Raw genomic sequence first — 24,567 nt, 5'->3', positions numbered from 1 at the left:
ATTAGATTGATTGTTGCACCGCATCCCCGGAGGTTGTATTGGTGCTAAATTCCTTTAATTGCGCCCTTAACCGATACAATAAATTTAATCGAAGTTTTAAATTATCAATTAGTGCATTTACGGTTAGCTCATTTGGTCCTGATACCGCCATTTCCTGGGACAACCGTTCATATTCTCCATCCAGTTCATTTAGTTGAACCAAATAATCATCAAATAATTCTTTAGTCTCAGGCGTATAACTCATTTGTGATAATTCTAGATTTATACTAGCTAAATAATAATCTTCAACCTTTTTTAGTGCGGGAGAAATATCTCCCAAAGTTTTCGTGTTTTTCACAGCTGATTCATTAGCCACCTGAACATCAATAGTATCTGTAATTGGTATTTCAAAATAGTAATACCCTCCAATACTTAATCCTAGAAGTACAACTACACTAGCTGCAACTTTCATCCAATCAAATTTAAGACCTTGCTTTTCAGGTAAGGCTTTTTCCAATTTCTGGAGAAATCGATCTTCATGCTTAAAAGGCATCCTTTCATGACTTAATTTATCATTTTCAAATAACTCCTTAATATCTTGTGCCATTCATTTTAGGTTTTAATTGTTCTAGTAATTTCGCTTTACCTCTTGATAATTGCGTTCTTGAAGCCACGGTGGTAATATTTAGAATTTCTGAAATCTCCTGGTGGTCATAACCTTCAATTAAATATAGCATCACTACATATTGATATTTATCCGGTAAATTATTAATTGCTTTCTTAACATCATCAAGTGTTATTGCATCGTCTACTAACCATTTGTTGTCCATAGAATTATCAACTACTTTGAGGTGCACCTCTTCTAATTCAACAAGTTGTTGTTTTCTAGATTTTAAAAAGTCGATACTCTTATTTATAACAATACGTTTTAACCAAGCACCAAAAGTAACTTCTGCCTTATATTGATGGAGTTTTGAAAAAGCTTTTATAAAAGCCTCTTGTACAACATCTTCAGCATCAGCAGTATCCTTCAAAAACCGTTTTGCAACAATATACATACCATCGCAGTACTGGTTGTATAACTGCAGTTGTGCCTTTCGGTTGTTCTGTTTACATTGTTCAATAATGTCAACTTGAAACATACTTATTTTACTTCTGTGTTTGTTAGTTCATTTAAAAGACGACTAAAAAAAAGGAATGTTGCAAAAATTATTTTTTTTATTGCAACTTTAACAAAACTAAATAAATATACGTTTGCATTTTAGAAGTTCTACCTTTTAAATTATCTTTATACTTTACTAATTTGCCATTTATGAACACCTTTTTAAAACGCGTCTTAATTCTATTATCTGTAATAGCGTTAGGACTATTTTTATATTCAGTTTTAGTAGAAAATATTTTTGCTCAACGTTTAAGTCCTAAAGATACCGTAGAATTTAAGTTAAATGATTTAAAACTGGAAGTCTTCTACAACAGGCCATATAAAAAAGGGCGTGATGTTTTTGGGGCTTTAGTACCTTTCAATCAGGTTTGGCGTACTGGTGCTAATGAAGCTACAACCTTTAAAACAAATAGTCCGCTTAAAATTAAAGGTAATTCCTTAAATGCTGGAAAGTATACCTTATGGACTGTTCCTAAAGATTCTACTTGGACCATTATCTTTAACTCAAAACAATATTCTTGGGGTGTAAACGCCCAAATGCAGCCCATGTGGGACCCTAATTATGATGTGATTAATGTAGAAGTTCCGGTACAAAAATTGGATGATTCAGTAGAACAGTTTACCATTGGTTTTGACAACTCCACAGATAAACTATTTCTAACTTTGGCCTGGGATGATGTTAAGGTTGCGGTTCCTTTAAAATAAAATAACTATTTTTAGAAGTACATTGTTTTTAATAGGCATTGCGTACGCTAAACTTGACCGCTTTCATGTCAAATAAAAAGAAATCAAAATCATATGAAACCTTAGGAGTTCCTTCTGAAGAAATATCAAATATTTCTTCTATTGAACGCATTAAGACCAAACGTAAAACAGCCATTAATATGGTTGACTTAGTCTCTGGTATTCTTAAGCAAGATATAACGGCATTAAGTAGAGCTATTACCTTAATTGAAAGTAGAAACCCAAAGCATCTTCAGCAAGCCAATACCATAATAAATAACTGCTTACCGCATGCAAACAAGTCTATACGGATTGGTATTACGGGTGTGCCTGGAGTTGGTAAAAGCACTTTCATAGAAGTTTTTGGTAAATATTTGACCAGCGTAGGAAAACGCGTAGCTGTTTTGGCTATAGATCCTAGTAGTAGCATTACTAAAGGTAGTATTTTAGGTGATAAAACTAGGATGGAAGATTTAGTTAAAGATCAAAATGCTTTCATCCGGCCTTCAGCATCAGGTGAGAATTTAGGAGGTGTAGCAAGAAAAACAAGAGAATCTGTCATTTTATGTGAAGCCGCTGGTTTTGATGTAATTATTATAGAAACTGTTGGTGTAGGTCAAAGTGAAACTACGGTACATAGTATGGTAGATTTCTTTTTGCTTTTAAAACTGGCAGGAGCTGGTGATGATTTACAGGGAATAAAAAGAGGAATCATTGAAATGGCTGATGCCATAGCTATAAATAAAGCCGATGGTGATAATTACAAATCGGCAAAATTAGCCCAAGTAGAATTTAATAGGGCTTTACATCTCTATCCTAAAAAGCCTTCAAATTGGCAACCTAAAGTATCTATCTGTAGCGCGATAAATAACACTGGCATTGAAGCTATTTGGGCACAGATTTTGGCTTATTGGGAAATAACTTCGAAAAACAATTATTTTAACGCCAAGCGTATTGAACAAAATAAAAATTGGTTGATTCAGACTATTGAAGGGCAATTAAAGGCTAACTTTTTTAATAAAACACAGGTTAAAAAAGAGTTAGAAAACCAATTGGAGCTCATAGAAAATAATAAGACCTCACCATTTACTGCAGCAGATTATCTCTTAAGTTTAAAATTTTAAGATTTTACAAACCTTTTCAAAGCATATGTTGCAATTTTAAAGAACATAAAACCTGCTAAGGCTCCAAAGGTTAAACCACACAAAATATCTAATGGATAATGCACGCCAACATATATGCGGCTATAAGCAACAATAACACTCCAAACCAGTAGAATAAAAATTAGATTTTTATAAAATGGCTTTAGCATTAATCCAGCAAAAACAGCAGCGGCCATGGAGTTGGAGGAATGCCCTGAGAAAAACCCATATTTCCCACAACGTACAGCTATAAAACGCATATGATCAATTAAATCGGCTTCACCGCAAGGTCTTGGTCTCATAAATCCGCGCTTAAATACGTTTGTAATCTGATCTGTAAAGGTTATCATTAAAGCGACTACCACGACAAAAACCAACAATGATTTAGCACCAAACTTTTTGTAAAGTAAAAACAGTAATAAAGCATATAAGGGTATAAAAGTTAGTTTTTCAGTAATGGCAAGCCATAACCCATCCCATGGATTGGATCCCAAATTATTTAAATACAAAAATAATTGTGTGTCGTATTCTAAAAGCTGATCAATCATTTTCTATATGCTATTCTTCATATTTTTCGACTTCGCTATCATAAAATGCTGTGGCCAGTTTTATGGCGTGTTCTGTTTCTGTTTCTAGTTCCTTTTGGTCTTCAGCATCAAAATCTTCAAACCATTCCACTTCATCATTTTCAAGATTAATTATAAATCTTGGAAATTCAGTATGAATCACATAAATAGCATTTGGATAATCTGTATTATCCCCTAGAATAAATTTTGGAAGACTCATTTAATAAATTATTAGTTATGAGACAAAATTAACCTTTTGGTTAAATAATTAAACCTAATATATAATAAAATTGCAGCCGTGGTTAAACCCGCTAACAAGCCTAACCATATGCCAAAACTACCATACATATCTTCCTTACCTAAAAACCAACTTATGGGAAAGCCAATTAGCCAATAAGATATAAAGGTAATAATGGTTGGTATTTTAACATCTTGTAAACCACGAAGTGCCCCTAAAACAAGAACCTGAATACTATCACTTATTTGAAATATTGCAGCTGCAATTAATAATTTGGAGGCAATCTCCACAACTTCCTTATTGTCCATCAAATTCTTAGCATCATCATAATCAACATAAATTTTTGGCAATTGATTATGGAAAACATAAAACAAAATAGCAAAACTAATTGCAAAAAGTGTTCCCATCAAAAACAAGGAGAATGCTATGCGTCTTAATTCAAAATAGGCTTTAAGCCCTTTTTGATTCCCCACTCTAATCATGGCGGCAACACTCAACCCCATGGCCACCATAAAAGTCATTGAACTTAAATTTAATGCGATTTGATTTGCTGCTTGCGGATTCTTGCCTAGCAAACCACTCAACCATATGGCTGCCGTAAAAATGGCCACTTCAAAAAACATTTGCATAGCACTAGGCGCTCCTAAATTAAGCAGTTTTTTAATCATCAACTTATTGAGCACAAATATTTTAATATGCGTTACATAGGCGCGCGACTTTTCTTTTCCCTTCAGTAAAAACCACAAATGCCAAACCATAAATATTCTTGAAGCCAAGGTACCATATGCAGCCCCAACAATACCTAATTCAGGGCAACCAAACTTTCCAAAAATCAATAAATAATTTAAAATCACATTGATTATATTTCCTAACAAGGTTGCATACATAGGATATTTGGTCATAGACAAACCATCTCCAAATTGCTTAAAAGCTTGGAATATTACAAGGGGGATTAATGAAACGGCCACCAAGTCTAAATACGGCATGGCCAATTCAACCACCTCTAAAGGCTGTTTCATTAAATACATTAATGGTTTGGCAAAATAAACAAGTGCAAAAAGCAAAACACCTATGATTGTGCACAGAAACAAACCATGTTTAAAAGCAGATTTCCCTTTTGCAAAGTCATTTGCAGTATCTGCCTCTGCAATTAAAGGTGTGATGGCCGTTGAAAAACCAATACCTAATGACATGGCCACAAACATAAAACTATTACCTAAAGATACTGCGGCCAGTTGCGCAGTACCCAATTGCCCCACCATTATGTTATCAACAAAACTAACAAAAGTATGCCCTAACATCCCCAACATAACCGGTGCTGCCAGTTTCCAATTGTATGCAAATTCTTTTGTGTATGCTCTTATTTTCATTGTTGAATTGAAGGGATTTGCTTGTTATACTTTATATACAGCTATTAGTATTCAAAGGTGAAAATCAATAAATGATTACTAAACATTACCATGTTTTATAGCTAGAATTATTAGCCTCTTCAAATTCATCTATAATATTTTGAACAATTTGCCGAACGGGCTTTACATCATGTATTAAGCCTGAAATTTGACCAATTTCCAATTCACCATTTTCTAAATCGCCTTCAAACATGCCTTTCTTTGCTCTTGCTCTTCCTAAAAGTGTCTTTAATTCATCAATAGATGGCCCTGTTTTATATAAATCTTCAACTTCATTATAAAACTTATTTTTAATAAGTCTAACAGGTGCTAATTCTTTAAGTGTTAATTGCGTATCACCTTCTTTGGCCTCTACCACTATTTGCTTAAAAGCTTGGTGAGCAGAGCTTTCTTCACTGGCAACAAAACGACTTCCAATTTGAACGCCATCGGCTCCTAATACCATTGTTGCCAACATCCCCCTTCCTGTGGCAATGCCCCCTGCAGCAATTAATGGGATTTTAATCTGCTCCTTCACCATGGGAATTAGTGTTAAAGTTGTTGTTTCATCCCTCCCATTATGTCCACCTGCTTCAAATCCTTCAGCTACAATAGCGTCTACTCCAGATTCTTGGGCTTTAAGTGCAAATTTCAAACTACTCACAACATGTACAACTAGTACACCGCGTTCCTGCAACCAGCTAGTCCATATCTTTGGATTACCCGCCGATGTAAATACTATTTTAACACCTTCTTCCACTATAATATCCATAATTTCTTGAATATTAGGATATAGCATAGGTACATTAACCCCAAATGGTTTATCTGTAGCTTTTTTACATTTTATAATATGCTCACGCAACACATGAGGATACATTGAACCTGCACCTAATAAACCTAATATTCCTGAATTACTAGCCGCCGATGCTAAACGCCAACCACTATTCCACACCATCCCCGCTTGGATAATAGGATATTTAATATTAAACAATTGGGTGATTTTATTCATTACTTCTTAATAAGTTTTATAGTTTTAAATCTTTCTTTCTCTCCTATTTTAACCAAGTAAACACCCTGCGAAAGGTGAGCAAAATTGAAAGAAACCTGATTATCTAGGCCAGATTTAAAGATCAACTTCCCAAATAAATCATACATCTCAAATGTAGCCTTTTTTAAATTAGGCCCTAAATCAAGAAATAGTTCGGAGGTGAAAGGGTTAGGATATAAACGAAGAACATCTTTTTCAATTGCATTTACTGCTAAGACTGTTTCTAAGGCCTGGTATAAATTAGGAATACCATAGCCTAGTTGATAATCAGGCATACCGTATTGGGATGCAGATTCACGAACTAGGTTCATGATTTCAATATTGGTTTTATTTGGCAAGGCCTGCATTAAACAGGCAATTCCGCCTGCCATAATTGGTCCACTAAAAGAAGTCCCATTATTCTGAACAATATTATCATTTAAATCAATTAAATAAGGCTGCACCCCTCTAGCCATAACATCTGGTTTTTGAGACGGCTGTATTACACTGCCAACAGAACTGAAAGCCGCATACTCACCATTAGAATTTACCGCACCTATGGATAAAACACTAGGAGAATCGGCTGGCGCTCCTACACCAGAATTTCCAGAATTACCTGCAGAGGTTACCAATAACAAACCTTTTTCAAAAGCAATATTTGCACCTTTAGTGATAAATGCCGTCTTACCATCCATATCTGAAGACGTGTAACTATAATGAGGGTAATTTGGTGCATAGCTCTTATAACCCAACGACGTGTTTATAATATCAACACCTAAACTATCAGCTCGCTCCACTGCTTCAACCCAATAACTTTCTTCTACTGGGTTTTCATCTTCATCATCTTCAGTTCTAAATAAGTAATACGATGCATCTGGAGCCGACCCCACATATCTGTTTTCAATAAAACCAGCCATAGTGCTTAAAACTTGGGTCCCGTGACTAATTCTAAATGTTATAGGACTATAGTTATAAATATTGTCTGTTCTATCTACAAAATCATAACCGCCAAGTAACTTCTCAGAATCACGTAATCGTTCAAAAGACCTCATGATATTGACATTGGTAAAAGATGCATCTAACACAGCAATGGTAACACCAGCTCCAGTAAAATCATCTAAATGCAATTTATTTACACTTATCATTTCTAGCTGGTTTTGCGTAGTCCCATATGAAAAATTTACTAAAGAATTTTCTAACTTAAACTTATGAGCTGCAGTCTCATATTTATAGTTTGAATGCCTTTTTAAATTTAAACTTCTATCTGCATATACAATATAATCAATAAAGTTTAAGGCGGAATTTGTAAGCAGATTTTCTATAGCTGTCCTTTCACCCCTAATATGAATCGCATTAAACCATTTTGATTTTGCCTTTACTGTAATACCAGCAACAGCCTTAATTTCTCGTATGTAAGTTTCATTGACTGGCACATCTCTTGAATCAATACCAATATTGTGTTTGGCTTTTCGATCAATGGCCTTTTGGGTAAGAATACTAATAGGATTGGCAATAGAAGCCGCTATATTTTCTTTATCAACAAAATATACCCAAGCATCTTCTTGAGCAAAAACACTGATAGCTAGTATATAAATTGTAAAGAAACAATAGGGCCATTTCATTCACTTAATTTTAAGCTAAGTTATGAAATTACTCCTGAACCTATAAGTTCATCATTTATGTACCAAGCAACAAATTGACCTTCTGTTATTGCCGATTGTAAATTCTCAAATTCAATATACAAACCCATGTCTACTTTGTACAGCGTAGCTTTTTCTAGAGCCTGTCTATAACGTATTCTGGCTTTTACGTGCATAGTCTCATCCAATTGTAATGCCAAATCTTCACGAACCCAATGCAGTTCATCATTAGCTACAAAAAGTGCTTTTTTGTATAAGCCAGGATGTTGTTTTCCTTGTCCAGTATAAATAATATTCTTTTCAACGTCAGTATCAATTACAAATAATGGTTCTACTGTGCCTCCCACGCCTAAACCTTTACGCTGTCCTTTAGTAAAATAATGAGCACCTTGATGCTTTCCTACCACTTTTCCCCAATCCTCTTTGTAGATTATTTTCCTAGACAAATATTCCAATTTTGATTCCGTTGAATTAAACTCAGTTTCAACATTTGAAAAAACGGGTTCATCTTCAGGAATTTCAACAATAAAACCTTCTTTTGGTTTTAATTGCTGTTGAAGAAAATCTGGCAACTTAACCTTTCCAATAAAACATAGACCTTGCGAATCCTTCTTTTCTGCTGTTACCAAATCTAATTCCGTTGCTATTTTTCTAACCTCTGGTTTGGTTAACTCACCAATAGGGAATAACGACTTGGCTAATTGCTCTTGTGATAACTGGCATAAGAAATAAGATTGATCCTTATTAGTATCAATACCACTTAATAACTGATAAATATCTTTACCATCTTTATGGATCATGCCTTTCCTGCAATAATGTCCTGTAGCAACGTAATCGGCACCTAAGTCCAGTGCAATCTTCATAAAAACATCAAACTTAATTTCTCTATTGCACAGTACGTCTGGGTTTGGTGTTCTACCGCGCTCGTACTCAGCAAACATATAATCAACGATGCGTGCTTTATATTCCTCACTTAAATCAACCGTTTGAAATGGTATACCCAACTTTTCAGCGACAAGCATGGCATCGTTACTATCATCTAACCATGGACACTCGTTAGAAATGGTCACTGAATCATCATGCCAGTTTTTCATAAACAATCCAATAACTTCATACCCCTCGCGTTGCAATAAATATGCAGCAACACTAGAATCTACACCTCCTGAAAGTCCAATAACTACCCTTTTCATCTTAAAAAATTAGGGCACAAAGATACATAATATTCTAGGAATTTAGTTTTCCTCAAAGGATATCGAATATCGACGAAATACATTTTTGTTTACTTATTTTAAAAAAACATGAAACAAAATTTGGTTTTTTGTTTAATTATATTCTATATTTGTTGAACAAAATAATTATAGATTAAAAGAAGTAGAATAAAATTATGCAGACGTTACTAAATATAGATAGAACAAAACCCATTCTTTTTCTAATATTTTCTTTCGCTACAATTGATTTCTATTTGATTATGCTCTATATATTTTAAAAAAATCTTGAAATACAAACCCAGAAAAATTATTACAAAATGAAAAATTTTAATTACTTAATGCGATTTAGTTTAGTGATGCTAGTTGTTTTTACTTTGACCTCTTGTAGCGATGACGACGACAACACAGGTACTGTTCCTGAAGGTCCCAAAAATATTGTAGAACTGGCGTTAGAAACACCAGAACTAACCGCCCTTGTACTTGCACTTCAAGCAGCAGATGGCGATTTAGTAAATGTGCTTCAAGGCGATGGACCATTTACCGTTTTGGCACCAACCAACGCAGCCTTCACAGCATTTCTAAATGCCAATGGATTTGACGGTCTAGGGGATGTTCCTACCGATGTTTTAGAGCAAGTATTACTGAACCATGTCATCATGTCTGACGTCAAGGCAAGCGACTTAATTTCCTTGGGAGCTGGTTATGCTACAGGAAGTGCTACGAACAGTGAAAATGATAATATTAGTATCTATTTTAATGCCCCATCGGCGGATAACGTAAGGTTTAATGATGGCGCTTTAGCCTCGGAAGCCGATATAGATGCATCTAATGGAACTATACATATCATAGACAAGGTATTAGGATTACCAGATGTTGTGGATCACGCCATCAATAATCCTTCTGCATTTTCTAGCTTAGTAGCAGCTTTAGGAGCGGCTGATGGTAATCTTGTAAGTGCTTTGCAAGGCGAAGGACCATTCACAGTATTAGCTCCAGATAACGCTGCTTTTACCGAATTTTTAGATGGAACACCTTTAGGAAGTGTTGACACAGCCATTTTATCCCAAATTTTATTAAATCATGTACTTTCTGCATCAATTAAGGCTGAAGACCTAGTAGCATTAGAGGCAGGGTATAATAAAACCCTTGCAACAGGTGCAGGAGATAACCCAATGAGTATTTATTTTAATACTACTGAAGGGGTTAAGTTTAATGGAATTTCCACTGTAACCCAAGCAGATGTGGTAGGAACCAATGGCGTAATTCATGCAGTTGATAAAGTTATTGGAATACCAACTGTAGTTACATTCGCGGCAGCAGATCCTAACTTTACAACATTAGTCGCAGCCCTTACAGACTTAACACCGGCTACAGACTTTGTTGAAATATTAAGCAGAACAGAAGCCGGAAGTCCAGCAGACGGAATAAACCCTGATTTCACAGTATTTGCTCCAACTAATGATGCATTTGCAAAACTTGATGCTGTTCCTGGTGAAACGGTGTTAACTCAGGTGTTATTACATCATGTTAAAAGTGAAGCGAATATCACATCAGGTATGTTAAACAACCCAGGTGAGACTATGGCTGATATGTTGAATGGAGGTATAACGATAACATTACCTGGTATAAACGGAAGTATTGCTAACATTACAGATGGATCTGGAAATTCTAGCACAGGCATAATTGCCGTAGATGTTCAGGCAGGAAACGGTGTAATACACGTTGTTGATACCGTATTAATACCACAATTATAAAAAAATATATAAAACTTTAGTTTGGTTTGTTGATTTGTAGGCAGTTACTTTAGTATTCCCTCTAATAATTGTCTATGAAAAAGAGGCCCCCTAAGCTTTTAGGGGGTTTTTTTTATGTACTTTGGTATGTATGTAAAATCTTTTTCGCGTACTAACTTTCCGTTTTCGTAATATTTCCAGACACCATCTTTCTTATCTCTTTTATACTGACCTTCAGAAATCAATTCTCCTTTAGGATTATAAAACTTTGCGGAGCCATGAAGTTCTCCATTTGAATACACTAGATGCTTCATAACCACATTCTTTACAGAATACCAAATGGCATCACCTTCCAATTTACCCGCATTGTAATTTTGCTTTTCAGCAATTTGTCCGTTTGGATAATACACGAGACGTTCATTAATTAGAACTCCGGTATTATTATAATGCTCAATAGTTAATAATGCATCTGAATTCTTATGAAAATATTTCCATGTTCCCACATATATTTTCCCATCCATTGTGCCTTCACTAATCACTTTCCCATTTGAAGCTAAAAATTTTACTTCAGCGGTATTATCGTTTTTATTGAATTTTTTTGTAGCACTTAAAACGGCTCTATTTCGAATTTTTTTATAAAACTTAAATGTGCCTATCTCCTTACCATGATCAAATTGGCCTTCATACCTTATAAGCTCTGTTTCGTCAAAATATTTTTTCCAGCTACCATGGCGCTTTCCATCAGCGTCAAAGGCATTTAATTCTTGTGAAATGACTACACCATGGCATAGCATCATAATAAAAAAACTAATCAGGATTCTCATTGTTCTTTAGATAAAATATCGCTTATGCGAAAATTATTAAATACATGTTTTTATTTAGAAAGTATTATAACAAAAAAGCTGCCAAAATTATTGTCTTGGCAGCTTCTTATGTATGTTTATAATGTTTATTTACGCTTTTTCTGAGCTTGTTTTTGCTGTTCTGCTTGCTCCATCATTTCGGCCATTTTCTTTTGAAACTTGCTTTGTTTTTTAGGCTTCTTTTTCTTCTCCTGCATTTCGGCATGAATTTTATCTTCATCAAGAATATAATTCTTAATTACTAATATAATTCCAATACTAATAACATTCGAAATAAAATAATACAAACTCAAACCTGAAGCGTAGTTGTTAAAGAAAAACAACATCATGATTGGTGAGAAATACATCATATATTTCATCATTTTCGCCATATCTGGCATACCTTCTTGCTGCGGTTGAGATTGCATATTTTGACCTGTAGTTAATCGCATATAGAAGAAAATCGCCACAGATGCCAATATTGGAAACAAACTCACGTGATTACCATAGAATGGAATATTGAATGGTAAATTTGCTATGGTATCATAAGATGATAAATCATCAACCCAAAGGAATGATTTTTGTCTTAAATCAAAAGCAGATGGAAAAAACTGAAACAAGGCATAGAATACAGGCAACTGCACTAACGCCGGTAAACAACCTGCCATTGGACTTGCCCCTGCTTTAGTTTGAAGTGCCATAGTTTCTTGCTGCGCCTTCATTTTATTATTCTTATGCTTTTCACGAATAGCATCAAGTTCTGGCTTCAATATTTTCATTTTTGCCTGAGACAAAAACTGCTTATACTGTACAAATGACAACAAGATTTTTACCAAAATAGTCATAACCACAATGGCTATACCGTAAGGCATAAAACCACCCAAGAAACTAAATAACGGCATAAAGATGTAACGGTTTATCCAACCAAATAATCCCCATCCAAATGGTACTAATTCATCTAGGTTTCTACCATAGGCATCTAAAACCTTAAAATCACTTGGGCCATAATACCAATCCAGAGATTCATTAATTTCTCCGGCTTGCAATTCTAATGGAATTTTAGCTGCAAAAGATTTCGTGTAAACGGTATCAATGGTTTCATCATCAACCAAGTTAACAGCCTTAATATTTGCTTTTTTAAATGCTTTATCTGTTAATAGAACCGATGAAAAGAAGTGCTGCTTATACCCTATCCATGTTACGTCTTCAATATCCTCATCCGCATCTCTTGCCCCAGTGTAATCATCTTTACCACCTTCATACTCATAATGTATATCAGTATATCTGTTTTCATACGAAATACTCTTAGCATGGCGGTACCCTTTTAGTTTCCAGTCTAAATTAATGTCTTGAGAACCATTAATAACTTGACTTAAGCCTTGAGAACGTACATTGAATTTAATCATGTAATCACCTTCTTTTATCTCATAGCGGTATTCTAAAAATTGAGATTCAGAAACTTTAAGCTTCATTGAAACCACAGTTAAATCTCCATTTTTTGTTACAGAAGGGATAAATGGTAAATCTTTAGTATTTAAAATTCTACTGTCTGTAGTTCCAAAATTAATATTGAAAACTGCATTATTATCTTTAATCAAATAGATTGGTACTGAGTCATAATCAACAAACTGCTTTAGTCTTACTTCTGAAAGATATCCTCCTTTACTGCTAAATGTTAAGGCAAATAGATCACTTTCAACGACCGTTTCATTCTTGTTTGATTGGATGGCTGAATAAGCAAATGCTCCTAATTTGTTTTTAAGCTGAACTTGTCTTAATGAATCTGTTCCAGCTCCAGTTTCTGAAGCATAATCTGTAACAGCTGTTTCAAAAGATTGTGTTTGGTTGTCCTTGCTTTTTTCGGCTTCAGCTTGTTCTTGCTTCGCTTTCTCTTGAGCTTCTAATTCTTCAGGCGTTGGCTGATTTTGCCAAAGCATATAACCCAAAATTCCAAAAATAAGAACAAAGCCTATAATTGAATTAACATCTAATTTTTTTTCTTCCATCTATTCTATCTCTATTAAAAAGATTTCTGCCAAAGCAGTATTACCGGAAAGCTTATCAATAAGCTATCCAAATTTAGTTTTATGCCACAGTGGCACTCTTCTTTCTTTTATTAAAATTTAATGAAGCCTTAACAAATGCCACAAACAAAGGATGCGGATTTGCCACAGTACTTTTATATTCTGGGTGATACTGTACGCCTACAAACCAAGGGTGTTCGGGAATTTCAACAATTTCAACCAATCCTGTGTCTGGATTTAGCCCTGTTGCCTTCATTCCTGCAGCTTCCAATTGTGCTTTATATTTACCATTAAACTCATAACGATGTCTATGGCGTTCAGTAATACTTTCCGCTTTATAAATGTCACGAACCACACTACCTATTTCTAGATCACATGCCCAAGCGCCTAAACGCATTGTGCCGCCCTTATCTGTAATTGTTTTTTGGTCTTCCATTAAACCAATGACTGGGTTGGAAGTTTCGGTATCCATTTCGGTTGAAGCTGCATCTGCCAAACCTAAAACATTTCTCGAAAACTCAATTACAGCCATTTGCATTCCTAGGCAAATTCCTAAAAATGGAATGTTATTTTCACGAACAAATTTTACTGCATCAATTTTACCGTCAATACCACGTTCACCAAAACCAGGTGCAACTAAAACACCGTCTAAATGACCTAATTTTAGTTTAACATTATCACTGTTAATATATTCTGAATGTACTGACTCTACACGCACCTTTACTTCATTCTCAGCACCTGCATGTATAAAAGCCTCTAAAATTGATTTATAAGAATCTTGTAATTCTACATATTTACCAATCAAACCAATGGTAATTTCTGATTTAGGATTTTTATGACGATGAACAAATTTATTCCATGTATCAATATCAGGTGTAGCACTTTTTAGGTTTAATTTTTCTAGAACCACTTTATCTAGACCTTCCTCAAGCATTAAATTAGGAACATCGTAAATTGTAGATGCATCTATAGATTGAATCACCGCATTTTCCTTAACATTACAAAACAAGGCTAACTTTCTGCGCAATTCTTTTGGTAAATTATGCTCTGTTCTACATACCAAAATATCGGCTTGAACCCCACTTTCCATTAATGTTTTTACACTATGCTGTGTTGGTTTTGTTTTTAATTCTCCGGCGGCCGACAAATAAGGTACTAAGGTTAAATGAATAACAATACCATTATCCTCACCAAGGTCCCAACGCAATTGACGCACAGCCTCTATATAAGGCAAAGATTCTATATCACCTACAGTACCACCTATTTCAGTTATGACAATATCATAATCTCCAGACTTACCTAACATCTGAACGCGTTCTTTAATTTCGTCTGTAATATGAGGAACTACCTGAACTGTTTTACCCAAAAACTCACCACGACGTTCTTTTTGAATAACACTTTGGTAAATGCGTCCTGTAGTTACATTATTCGCCTGACTTGTAGGCCTATTTAAAAAACGCTCATAATGCCCTAAGTCTAAATCTGTTTCTGCACCATCTTCTGTCACATAACATTCCCCATGTTCATACGGGTTTAATGTACCTGGATCCACATTAATATATGGATCTAATTTTTGAATGGTTACCCTATAACCTTGTGCTTGTAATAATTTAGCAAGAGATGCTGCTATTATACCTTTTCCTAGAGATGATGTAACTCCACCGGTTACAAAAATATATTTTGTTGTAGTTGTCATGTTGCGCTTTTAAACGCAGGCAAATTTACAAAATTAAAATAGTTATTTTGAAATTGTTTTTTAGTTATTTGAAAAGGCCTTTTTTATAGTGGTTTTTGCAGTTTATTTAACTGTGTAGTACTTGAATACATTTACTTTTATTAAATCAGAAATAAAGAAGTATTAGGTATAAACCTACTTTTAGTTTGGTATTTTTCTTTAAATGATCTCATATAGTATTAAACCGGTGATCCGCTTTCAGCAAATTATAGATTCATCCGCTTCATATTTTACTAGAGATGGGTGCTCTTGGTTACAAGTTCGTATTGAATTTATACTTTCTTCAAAAAAATAGGTGTTAATCTAATGGGGTAATAATTGACTAATCTTGGATAAATATCTCCGGTAAACTACTATATGATACTAGTAATTTTGCTTTTAAGACTTAGTCTTTAAAAAAAAGCGAAAGAAAACAATTTAATATTTACTAGAAATGGCAAGAAATTACTTTAAAAAAAATCATATGATTATTTTAAATCAATTAACATTGTTAACCATATTATTGGTTTACGCTTTTGGTACGGCACAAGATTACCCATTTTCTGACCCAACTAATCAAGGTGGGTGGATTTTAAATGGAGATTTCAGTGACGAATTTGAAGGTGACGCACTAAACAAAACAAGATGGCATTTACAAGGTGAGTCTTGTCTTGGTATACCTGGATGTAGAGAAGGTAAATGGTTCAATGGTTTTAAGGGAAGGTGGCCTGCGGAATTTACACCTAATAATGCTTGGGTTGAAGGCGGTAAATTAATTTTGGAAACGAGATGGGATCCAGATTATCCTTTTTTAGACAACTGCGATCCAAACCCTAGCCGCGACCCATATTGCTTTGGAAAGGACGTCAATGGAGATCCACTTCCAATTACTACAGCAGCTGTAAACTCCACTAAAGAGTTTACCTATGGCTACATGGAAATTTTATGTAAGGCTGCAGATGCTGAAATTACAAGTTCATTTTGGACCATTGGTAATGGTGGAGAAATTGACATGTTTGAGATGTTTGGGAAATATGAAAACAGAAAATACAAGGAAAAAGAACTTAAGTTCAACCTTATTGATTGGAGGAATGGTTTTAAACCAAGATTTGATACATTTATAAGCACTGATTGGCGTGTTGCTGATGATTTTCATGTTTATGGATTTGAATGGGGTGATACTTCAGTAAAAATATTTATTGATGGTCAATACATTGCTGAAATTAGTGCAAGACATTTTAATAAAAATAATGAAAATGGCAAAGAATGGTTTTTTACTACTCCGGAAAGATTATGGGTAGATCAAGAAGTTTTTTATTGGAACGGATTACCTAACGAAGCAGATTTACCAGCGCAGTTTCAAATAGAATACATTAGAGTGTGGCAGAAAGACAGTCAAATAGAAGATGTGACAGCTCCGGTTTTATCTAATTTAGATACCTCACAGGCTGCCTCTAGTGGTCTTGTTTCAGTTAATGTCAGCGAGCAAGCGCAATTGTATTTAGTACCTACGGGTACACCAAGTGACTTGGACGCTATTAAAGCTGCAGACACCAACCCCCTAACGGTTACTGAAGCGAAAGCTACAAAATCAAATAGAGGTACTGCAGGCACCTATATTTTATATGCCATTGATTGGGCTGGAAATATTAGTTTAGCGTCAGAAGCATTTACTATAGCCAATGATCCTACAGCCAGTACCCAGTCAAATAATTTATTAGAATTCAATGTTTACCCTAACCCGGCGAAGGATTATATCACTGTAAACTCAGAGATAAATAATACTATAAAAATAATAAGCAGCTTAGGCTTGGAGGTAAAAACCATCAACAAGGCTTCAAAGTCCCAAGAAATTTCAGTAGCTGATTTAACGTCTGGATTGTATTTTGTTTCTGTTTCTTCGGATAATGGAACTGGTATTAAAAAATTAATCATACAATAACATCCCTATTTATTTTTTGGCATTAAACCGACCAAATGATTTCCATTATTTGGTCGGTTTTTTTTATAAATCAAAGATGCATTGAAAGGCAGATGTTGATGTTGACTGGAAGAAAAAAATAAAAACTATATTATCTAAATCATTTTTATTGGAAATAATAAATACGTGAAGTTTAAAAGATAAGTGGAAAGCTTATCCTTTATTCCTTGTTGAAAACATAAGTATACAACCACATTAAGGTAAATGTAGGTATGATATCTAAACCAGGCACAGCTTCTTCTACAAAGGCTACTAAAGCAGCTATTTTTCCCGGTTTACCCTTATATAGTTTCGTCATGAGCCACCCCGCAATAGGCGCCCATATTACATCTGCAAATTCTCCTATGCCTGGGATAACATAAGAAATACAACCAATAGCATCGAGCACTATTCCTATTAAAAGTATTTTATATTTATTCATTAAGTTTTATTGATGCCTGATTATAAACAAGAAACATACCAAAATATTGTATTGAATCTACTTACCAATAAGCTTCAAAAATTCATTTCTAGTTTCACTTTTTTCAAACTGTCCTCTAAACCCCGAAGTTGTGGTAATAGAATTTTGTTTTTGTACGCCCCGCATCATCATACACATATGCGAAGCTTCGATTACAACAGCAACGCCTTGCGGTTTCAGGGTATCATTAATGCAATCTAAAACTTGCTCGGTTAAACGTTCTTGTACTTGTAATCGTCTAGAAAAAACATCAATTATTCTAGGAAGTTTGCTTAAACCTACAATATATCCATTAGGGATATAGGCAATATGTGCCTTACCAAAAAAAGGCAAGATATGATGTTCACATAGCGAATACAATTCAATGTCTTTTACAATTACCATTTCATTATAAGACTCTTTAAACATAGCACCTTTTAAAATCTCAACAGGATCTTGATCATAGCCCTGTGTTAAAAATTGCATGGCTTTCGCTGCCCGTTCTGGTGTTTTCAGGAGCCCCTCACGAGACGTATTTTCACCTAAATCTTCAATAATTTTTTTATATAGATTTTCCATATTATCCTTATAATTCATAGAGTTTTGTTCAAAACTCTTGAAACCTTTTCATTTGTTTTGTGATTAAAATTAATCAAATCAACCCTAGAAACAAGTAATAATAGCATTATTATGTTGCATAACTCTTCATTTTACCCTCACAGATAAATAGGAATATCAAATTACGCGAGCAGAACAACCTCCAATATTTTATGGTTTACAACGATATTAAAAGAACCTTTTAAAACAAGTCCATAGGATAATTGTACATCCCCTTCTAAAGTATTAATTTCACATTTCAATTTTTAAAAATGATTCAGGCAAAAAATATTCATAAGTATTATGGCGATTTACAAGTTTTAAAAGGTGTAGATATTCATATTAAAAAAGGTGAAATTGTCTCTGTGGTTGGCGCTTCAGGTGCCGGTAAAACTACATTGTTGCAAATATTAGGTACTTTAGACCGTGTGTCATCGAAGGAGAAGTCTGAATTAATCATAAACAACACCAATATCAATACACTTAAAGATAAAACTTTAGCTAAGTTTAGAAATGAACATATTGGTTTTATTTTTCAATTTCATCAATTACTCCCGGAATTCACCGCTTTAGAGAACGTTTGCTTACCAGCGTTTATTAAAGGGACAAAGAAAGCAGAAGCCGAAAAACGAGCCAAAGAGCTATTAGATTTTTTAGGGTTATCACATCGTTATGACCACAAACCAAATGAGCTTTCAGGTGGAGAACAGCAGCGTGTGGCTGTTGCTAGAGCCCTGATTAATAATCCCGATCTCATTTTCGCAGATGAGCCTTCTGGAAACTTAGATAGTGAATCTGCTGAAAACCTGCATAACCTGTTTTTTAAACTAAGAGAGGAGTACGGTCAAACCTTTGTAATTGTTACCCACAATAAAGATTTAGCAAATATGGCAGACAGAAAACTGACCATGGTAGACGGTACGATTCTTACCTAAATTGAATTACTATTCTGATTTTTATGAGTTCTTAGTAAAACACACCTTTACGTTTGCTCTGTTTCTTTCATTAAGAAAACCAATCCTAAAATAGGTCCTAATGCCAGAAGCGTAAATACATAGCTTGTATTTACATATTCTATTAAAACATTTATCAATTGAATACTTACAATGGTTATTGCGAAACCAATGCAATTCACGATTGTAATTGCGGTACCTTTTGAAGATATATCGACATTTTGAGCCACTAAAGTTGAGAATAATGGCGAATCAGCAATAACTACCATACTCCAAAACATTAAAAACAGTATAAAAACTAATTCAGAATTAATTTGAAAAAACAAAGGCGATAACAAACAACACAATAATGACAAAAACAAAGAAGTACCTGCCACAGTTTTAGTTTGAAACTTTAAAGATAAATACCCGGAAATAACACAAGACAAGCTGCCTATTGCAATTATTATAAAACTTACTAAAGGTATATTGAAATTAGTATCTGAATGAATCTCAGCATAGGTCATCAGTAAAACGGGAGTAAATACCCAAAAAGCGTACAACTCCCACATATGTCCAAAATAACCAAATGCTGCCGCTTTGAAACGCTTGCCAGAAAATAACTTATAACATGTTGTGATATCAAATTTATTCAATCTTTGACGATATGGACCGTTTGGAACAAATAACATGATTAATAAGCCACCTAATAATGACAATAATGATGTTACTATTATCATCTTTTCCCAAGATAGAATACCATTAAGACTTCCTTTGAGTAAATGAGGAAAAGCTGTTCCCAAAACTAAAGCACCCACTAAAAAACCAAGTGATTTACCCAAGCCTTTCTTATAATAGTCTGAAGCTATTTTTATGCCTACCGGATAAATACCTGCCAAAAAAAAGCCTGTCATAAACCTAAGCCCCATTAAACTTTCAAAAGTGTGACCTTTATATATAATGAGTACATTACATAATGATGCAATTATGGCACTATAAAAAAACACTTTTGAAGGTGAAAACCGGTCTGTTATGGTAAACAAGGCAAAAATTAAAGTCCCAAAAATGAATCCAAATTGAACTGCAGACGTCAAGTCACCTAAGGCAGAAAACTCTAAATTAAAGGTTTCAATTAAATTTATAATCACGCCATTTCCTGCAAACCATAACGAGGTACAGCAAAATTGAGCAAAAACAATAAGGGGTAAAATAATTACTTTGTGCTTCATATAGCGGAAATAGGCTGCCAATTTAGTTTTAAAAAACTGATTAGTCTTTTTCAGTCCATATAAATTACAAAGTTTTATTAGTTACCAATTAAAATGGGGTAAGTAACACCTAAAATAGTAATAGTTGAACTGGTATAGTTTAATTCAATATCCTTAATTTCACCAATATCTATTTTTAGAATTCCAGATTCAATTCCTCTTGGCAATAAAACAAAATGCAACGGATCAGTAATAGACAAAGCATATTCGAGACCTCGAGAGTTCATTCCATTTTGGGTGCCTTCTAGCAAATACTGGTCATCCCATATGTTTAAGGGCGATTCAGAACCTGCAATCCATGTTCTATAGGATTGTTCTCTGTAAGTAATAGATTCACCAACATCAGTCGTGATCTTACCATCTTCAATAGTAACGCTATATTTTAAATGACTACCGTCAGAATAGCCCAAATTCTTAACCTTATGAGTGCCTTCTACTTTATAAGTCTCATGATAATAGTTTTCAAAAGTTGTAGTGTGTTCACTTCCTTCTTGTCCATACCAATTATTAGAAACAATGGTTACAATACCTTTTCTTGTAATACCATCCTTGCATAAGGTGCCATCCAAAAAATCAACAGTAATCGTTTTTGGGAATGTTGTTAAATCAAAAGGTTCAACCGTTATATGCGGCTCATTTTTAGACTGTGTGCTTTTTTTTGTATTTGTAGATTCCTCAGCATTTAATATGGCATCACCAGTAGTATTCCCTATATCCTGAAAAATTTTATTTATTAAAGCATACTCATTTAACGCTTCAATAGTTTCAGTAGGTTCAGTCACTTGTTTTAAATCGTTTTCCTCGCAACTTATGAAAAGAAGTAGTAAAATTGGGGCTATAATTTTTTTCATAATATTAAAATTTTAAAATCAAATAACGTTTTTAATTAATTTTAAGTACAATAAACTCCTGATTTTTTCTGTTTTTAATGCAAACACATGCATTTGACCGACATTAAATAACCGTTTATCTAATACCTATCCTGATTTCATCTACTATATCTGCGCAAATTCTAAACCGTATTTTAATTAAAAAAACTGTTGCAAAAGCAGCTTAACTTCTAGAACAGTTTCTATAATAACAGCTGTTTATGTTTTACAGTTTAGGTTCCCAACCGTTTTCATAATCACGTTTCCAGAGCATATCAGCTCCTTTATTATTTAAAACTCTTCCATTTTCTGGATTAACATTAAGGCTCTCCTCTAGCTGCTGTGAGATATTACCCAAATGACATAATTGAGTTGAAATAGCAGCATCAGCAATAGGTGCTTTTAAAATATCATCTTTTAAAATGGCATTAATAAAATTTTGCATATGTCCAACCGTTAAATCTCCAAAACCTTCCGTATCTGCCGTATTATTTGATGAACCCGAATTACCTTCAATTTCCTTTTTAATCAATTTACCTTTTAAATCATACAATTCATATTTTGACCTGTTGAGCTTAATACTGCCTTCTGTACCTGTAATTACTGAACCACGTCCGCCTTGAGGGTTATAAGCATTACAACTTTTACCTTCCCAAGTAATCATTTTACCACCTTCAAACTCATAATTGACCATTTGCGTATCATAATATTCCCAATCGTCATTTTTAAAATGAAATCTTCCTCCACTTGATAACACTCTTTTTGGATAATCTACACCTAATGCCCAGCGACAAATATCAATTTCATGAGTTCCATTATTATGAATTTCACCAGTTCCCCATGTTTTAAACCAATGCCAATTATAAGGATGTACATTATCTCTATAATCTTCACGAGGAGCAGGCCCCTGCCATAAGTCCCAGTTTAATGTTTTAGGAGGCGCTATTACGTTTCCTGTTCCTATTGATTTTCTAGCATTTACATAAAATGCTTTACCGGCATAAACATTACCAATAATACCGTCCTTAATTTCCTTCATGGCCAGCAATGAAGTTCTGGAAGACCGTTGCTGGTTCCCCATCTGAACATGTTTACCATATTTTTTTTGAGCAGCAATTAATAATTCTGTCTCGTGCGGATTATGACTACATGGCTTTTCAACATAAACATGTTTCCCTGCTTGCAAAGCCATAATAGACATTGGTGCGTGCCAATGTTCTGGTGTTGCAACAAATACAGCATCAATATCTTTATTTTCTAATAGTTTTCTAAAATCTTGTTCCGTTTCTGGCTTATTCCCTATTTCCTTTTTACAAAATGCCTCAAATTTTTCTAGTCTATCCAAATCTACATCACAGATATGTGTAACTTTTGCACCTTTTGAATATTTCACAGCCTTAGCTAAACCAAAAGCTCTACCCCCTGTTCCGAGTATAGCAATTTTAACCTTACTATTTGCTCCTAAAATATTACCATACATTTTTGAACTGCTTAATAATGTAATTCCCGCTGTTCCTAGGGCCGTGTTTTTAATAAAGTTTCTTCTATCTATCATAACTTAAAAGCTTATAGTTCTTTAATTTTAATGTTTTTAAAATGCACTTCATCACCATGGTCTTGGAGTAAAATGAGTCCGCTCTTAGCTTCTCCAAAATTAGGCCAATCTCTGTACTTACTATAAGCTACTAAAGCTCTCCACATTTGATTTCCTCTAGTATATTCAATGACTTTACATCCATTCAAATAATGCTGCACCAAATTACCATTTACAACAATTCGGGCTCTATTCCAACCGCTTTTATTCACGTATTTTTTGGTGTATAAAGAAGGAATATACTCTTGAGCATTTGCTTTAATTAAATCATATAATGATCCAATTGTACGGTTACCATTTGTTCCTTTTTTAGCATCAGGATGTACTGCATCATCTAGAATTTGAAATTCACAACCAATAGCACTTCCTTTACCTTTATTCAACTCGGTATCCACAAAGTACTTGATTCCACTATTAGCTCCTTTAGTATATTTAAAATCCAGTTCCAGAATAAAATTTTCGTATGGTTTAGTAGTAACAATATCTCCGCCGTGTTCAGATTCTCCTCCACCAGAGGCTTGAACAGTTAAAATACCATCATTCATAACCCATCCCGTTTTAGGGAAATCATCCATTTTAGCACCTCTCCAACCTGTTGTAGATTTACCATCCCAAAGCAACTTCCAACCATTTTCTTTTTCTTCCTCTACAATGGAATTTAAAGCATAATTTAAAACAGGAGCTGTAGTTTCAAATTTATAATCTTCAGGAATTTCTGTTAATTTAATATTTCTCCATTTTATAGTTTTACCCGCTTTCTCTTTACTATTACCTATGCTATGAACCTGAAGCCCAATAAAACCAGTTTCAACCGATTCCTCATAAAGGTTGGTCATATTAATACCATTAACCCAAGTTGCAATGTGATTTCCGGCAGCAATAACCTTAATTTTATTCCATTGTCCGCGTTTGTAAGCTCGTTTTACCTCTGGATTATACTCTAAGGGGTATCTCCATCCTTTTCGTGCTTCATCAAACAAACCGCCAAACCAATTTCTTTCAGAATCATCTGCCTCTACTTGAAGACCATGAACTCTTCCGTTATTATAATCTGAGATACTACGACTTCTAATTTGTACTCCTGAATTTAATCCTGCTCCTAATAATATTTCATAATCTAAAATAAAATTGGTGTACTCTTTTTTTGTCGCCAAAAAAGTATTTGGCGTTCCTGTTTTTGAAGTTCCTACAATAGCATTGTCTTCAATGGTATATTCAGCAGTGCCATTTAATACTTTCCAACCTTTAAAATTTTTGCCATTAAAAAGGTCTTTACTTTTTTGTGCCTGAAGGGTAAAAACTAACATGCAACATGCTAGTACTCCTAAGTAAGTTATTTTCATTTTTTAATTGTCTTTATTAAGTTTTAATTTGAATGGTTAACTCGGTTATTTTAGTAAATACGGTGTTATTCGTATCTCTCAAATATATAAAAGCAAAAACCTCAATAACACTTTTAACTCTTTTTAATGGTTGTTTTAAGGGTTAAAACCAGCTTTTA

General features: G+C 34.2%; 22 protein-coding genes. 5 read left to right on the top strand and 17 right to left on the bottom strand.

Annotated features, from left to right (window positions below; genetic code table 11):
- Position 1 precedes the first annotated feature (1 nt).
- Positions 2 to 586 carry a hypothetical protein gene (locus IE051_RS00455; protein WP_189358361.1) on the bottom strand — a complete coding sequence of 195 codons (585 nt, stop codon included), beginning with the start codon at positions 584 to 586 and terminating at the stop codon, positions 2 to 4.
- Complete coding sequence (locus IE051_RS00450) at positions 570 to 1,121, bottom strand: RNA polymerase sigma factor (RefSeq protein WP_189358359.1); 552 nt, start codon at positions 1,119 to 1,121, stop codon at positions 570 to 572. The genes IE051_RS00455 and IE051_RS00450 overlap by 17 nt, the downstream gene beginning before the upstream one ends.
- A gap of 170 nt (positions 1,122 to 1,291) precedes the next feature.
- Here IE051_RS00450 and IE051_RS00445 point away from each other — a divergent pair, with 170 nt between their 5' ends.
- Both IE051_RS00445 and meaB read left to right on the top strand, forming a co-directional pair.
- Positions 1,292 to 1,846, top strand: coding sequence for a DUF2911 domain-containing protein (locus IE051_RS00445; RefSeq protein ID WP_189358357.1), 555 nt, complete (start codon positions 1,292 to 1,294; stop codon positions 1,844 to 1,846).
- A gap of 65 nt (positions 1,847 to 1,911) precedes the next feature.
- Entirely contained in the window at positions 1,912 to 2,988 is a 1,077-nt protein-coding gene (meaB, locus tag IE051_RS00440) for a methylmalonyl Co-A mutase-associated GTPase MeaB (RefSeq protein ID WP_189358355.1), read from the top strand.
- Here meaB and IE051_RS00435 read toward each other — a convergent pair.
- From IE051_RS00435 to mnmA, 6 genes are all read right to left on the bottom strand, one after another.
- Positions 2,985 to 3,554 (bottom strand): phosphatase PAP2 family protein, encoded by a 570-nt coding sequence (locus IE051_RS00435; protein WP_189358353.1) that lies wholly within the window; start codon positions 3,552 to 3,554, stop codon positions 2,985 to 2,987. The genes meaB and IE051_RS00435 overlap by 4 nt on opposite strands.
- Before the next feature lie 10 nt (positions 3,555 to 3,564).
- Complete coding sequence (locus IE051_RS00430) at positions 3,565 to 3,792, bottom strand: DUF8828 family protein (protein WP_189358351.1); 228 nt, start codon at positions 3,790 to 3,792, stop codon at positions 3,565 to 3,567.
- An 11-nt stretch (positions 3,793 to 3,803) separates the two neighbouring features.
- The gene (locus tag IE051_RS00425; protein ID WP_189358349.1) at positions 3,804 to 5,180 is read right to left on the bottom strand and encodes an MATE family efflux transporter; all 1,377 of its coding nucleotides are present in this window, start codon (positions 5,178 to 5,180) and stop codon (positions 3,804 to 3,806) included.
- Between the two features lie 85 nt (positions 5,181 to 5,265).
- Positions 5,266 to 6,207 (bottom strand): NAD(P)H-dependent flavin oxidoreductase, encoded by a 942-nt coding sequence (locus IE051_RS00420; protein WP_189358346.1) that lies wholly within the window; start codon positions 6,205 to 6,207, stop codon positions 5,266 to 5,268.
- Complete coding sequence (locus tag IE051_RS00415) at positions 6,207 to 7,847, bottom strand: S8 family serine peptidase (RefSeq protein WP_189358344.1); 1,641 nt, start codon at positions 7,845 to 7,847, stop codon at positions 6,207 to 6,209. Before IE051_RS00415 ends, IE051_RS00420 begins: the two co-directional genes overlap by 1 nt.
- A gap of 20 nt (positions 7,848 to 7,867) precedes the next feature.
- On the bottom strand, positions 7,868 to 9,055 hold the full coding sequence (gene mnmA, locus IE051_RS00410) for a tRNA 2-thiouridine(34) synthase MnmA (RefSeq protein WP_189358342.1): 1,188 nt from the start codon (positions 9,053 to 9,055) through the stop codon (positions 7,868 to 7,870).
- A 335-nt stretch (positions 9,056 to 9,390) separates the two neighbouring features.
- Here mnmA and IE051_RS00405 point away from each other — a divergent pair, with 335 nt between their 5' ends.
- Positions 9,391 to 10,827 carry a fasciclin domain-containing protein gene (locus IE051_RS00405; protein WP_189358340.1) on the top strand — a complete coding sequence of 479 codons (1,437 nt, stop codon included), beginning with the start codon at positions 9,391 to 9,393 and terminating at the stop codon, positions 10,825 to 10,827.
- 98 nt (positions 10,828 to 10,925) lie between these two features.
- Here the strand turns inward: IE051_RS00405 and IE051_RS00400 are convergent, their stop codons facing one another.
- From IE051_RS00400 to pyrG, 3 genes are all read right to left on the bottom strand, one after another.
- Complete coding sequence (locus IE051_RS00400; RefSeq protein WP_189358339.1) at positions 10,926 to 11,630, bottom strand: toxin-antitoxin system YwqK family antitoxin; 705 nt, start codon at positions 11,628 to 11,630, stop codon at positions 10,926 to 10,928.
- Positions 11,631 to 11,755: 125 nt separating this feature from the next.
- Positions 11,756 to 13,654 (bottom strand): membrane protein insertase YidC, encoded by a 1,899-nt coding sequence (yidC, locus tag IE051_RS00395; RefSeq protein ID WP_189358337.1) that lies wholly within the window; start codon positions 13,652 to 13,654, stop codon positions 11,756 to 11,758.
- A 79-nt stretch (positions 13,655 to 13,733) separates the two neighbouring features.
- On the bottom strand, positions 13,734 to 15,368 hold the full coding sequence (pyrG, locus tag IE051_RS00390; protein ID WP_189358334.1) for a CTP synthase: 1,635 nt from the start codon (positions 15,366 to 15,368) through the stop codon (positions 13,734 to 13,736).
- A 502-nt stretch (positions 15,369 to 15,870) separates the two neighbouring features.
- On the opposite strand from pyrG, the gene IE051_RS00385 reads away from it, so the two are divergent.
- Positions 15,871 to 17,328: a T9SS type A sorting domain-containing protein gene (locus tag IE051_RS00385; protein ID WP_189358332.1), complete on the top strand. Its 1,458-nt coding sequence runs from the start codon at positions 15,871 to 15,873 to the stop codon at positions 17,326 to 17,328.
- A 199-nt stretch (positions 17,329 to 17,527) separates the two neighbouring features.
- On the opposite strand, the gene IE051_RS00380 is transcribed toward IE051_RS00385, so the two are convergent.
- The gene (locus IE051_RS00380) at positions 17,528 to 17,788 is read right to left on the bottom strand and encodes a hypothetical protein (protein ID WP_189358330.1); all 261 of its coding nucleotides are present in this window, start codon (positions 17,786 to 17,788) and stop codon (positions 17,528 to 17,530) included.
- Between the two features lie 57 nt (positions 17,789 to 17,845).
- Positions 17,846 to 18,403, bottom strand: coding sequence for a GTP cyclohydrolase I FolE (gene folE / locus IE051_RS00375; RefSeq protein WP_189358328.1), 558 nt, complete (start codon positions 18,401 to 18,403; stop codon positions 17,846 to 17,848).
- A gap of 272 nt (positions 18,404 to 18,675) precedes the next feature.
- On the opposite strand from folE, the gene IE051_RS00370 reads away from it, so the two are divergent.
- Positions 18,676 to 19,338 carry an ABC transporter ATP-binding protein gene (locus IE051_RS00370; RefSeq protein ID WP_189358326.1) on the top strand — a complete coding sequence of 221 codons (663 nt, stop codon included), beginning with the start codon at positions 18,676 to 18,678 and terminating at the stop codon, positions 19,336 to 19,338.
- A gap of 47 nt (positions 19,339 to 19,385) precedes the next feature.
- Here IE051_RS00370 and IE051_RS00365 read toward each other — a convergent pair whose 3' ends face one another.
- From IE051_RS00365 to IE051_RS00350, 4 genes are all read right to left on the bottom strand, one after another.
- Positions 19,386 to 20,564, bottom strand: a complete 1,179-nt coding sequence (locus IE051_RS00365) for an MFS transporter (RefSeq protein ID WP_189358324.1) — start codon at positions 20,562 to 20,564, stop codon at positions 19,386 to 19,388.
- A gap of 77 nt (positions 20,565 to 20,641) precedes the next feature.
- Positions 20,642 to 21,454, bottom strand: a complete 813-nt coding sequence (locus IE051_RS00360; protein ID WP_189358322.1) for a hypothetical protein — start codon at positions 21,452 to 21,454, stop codon at positions 20,642 to 20,644.
- A gap of 244 nt (positions 21,455 to 21,698) precedes the next feature.
- Positions 21,699 to 23,027 carry a Gfo/Idh/MocA family protein gene (locus tag IE051_RS00355; RefSeq protein WP_189358320.1) on the bottom strand — a complete coding sequence of 443 codons (1,329 nt, stop codon included), beginning with the start codon at positions 23,025 to 23,027 and terminating at the stop codon, positions 21,699 to 21,701.
- Positions 23,028 to 23,038: 11 nt separating this feature from the next.
- Entirely contained in the window at positions 23,039 to 24,409 is a 1,371-nt protein-coding gene (locus IE051_RS00350) for a 3-keto-disaccharide hydrolase (protein ID WP_189358318.1), read from the bottom strand.
- Positions 24,410 to 24,567 lie beyond the last annotated feature (158 nt).

The sequence above is a fragment of the Algibacter mikhailovii genome (assembly GCF_014651495.1).
In the GTDB taxonomy this organism is placed as follows: Bacteria; Bacteroidota; Bacteroidia; order Flavobacteriales; family Flavobacteriaceae; genus Algibacter_E; species Algibacter_E mikhailovii.
This window is presented reverse-complemented; position numbering and strand designations above follow the sequence as displayed.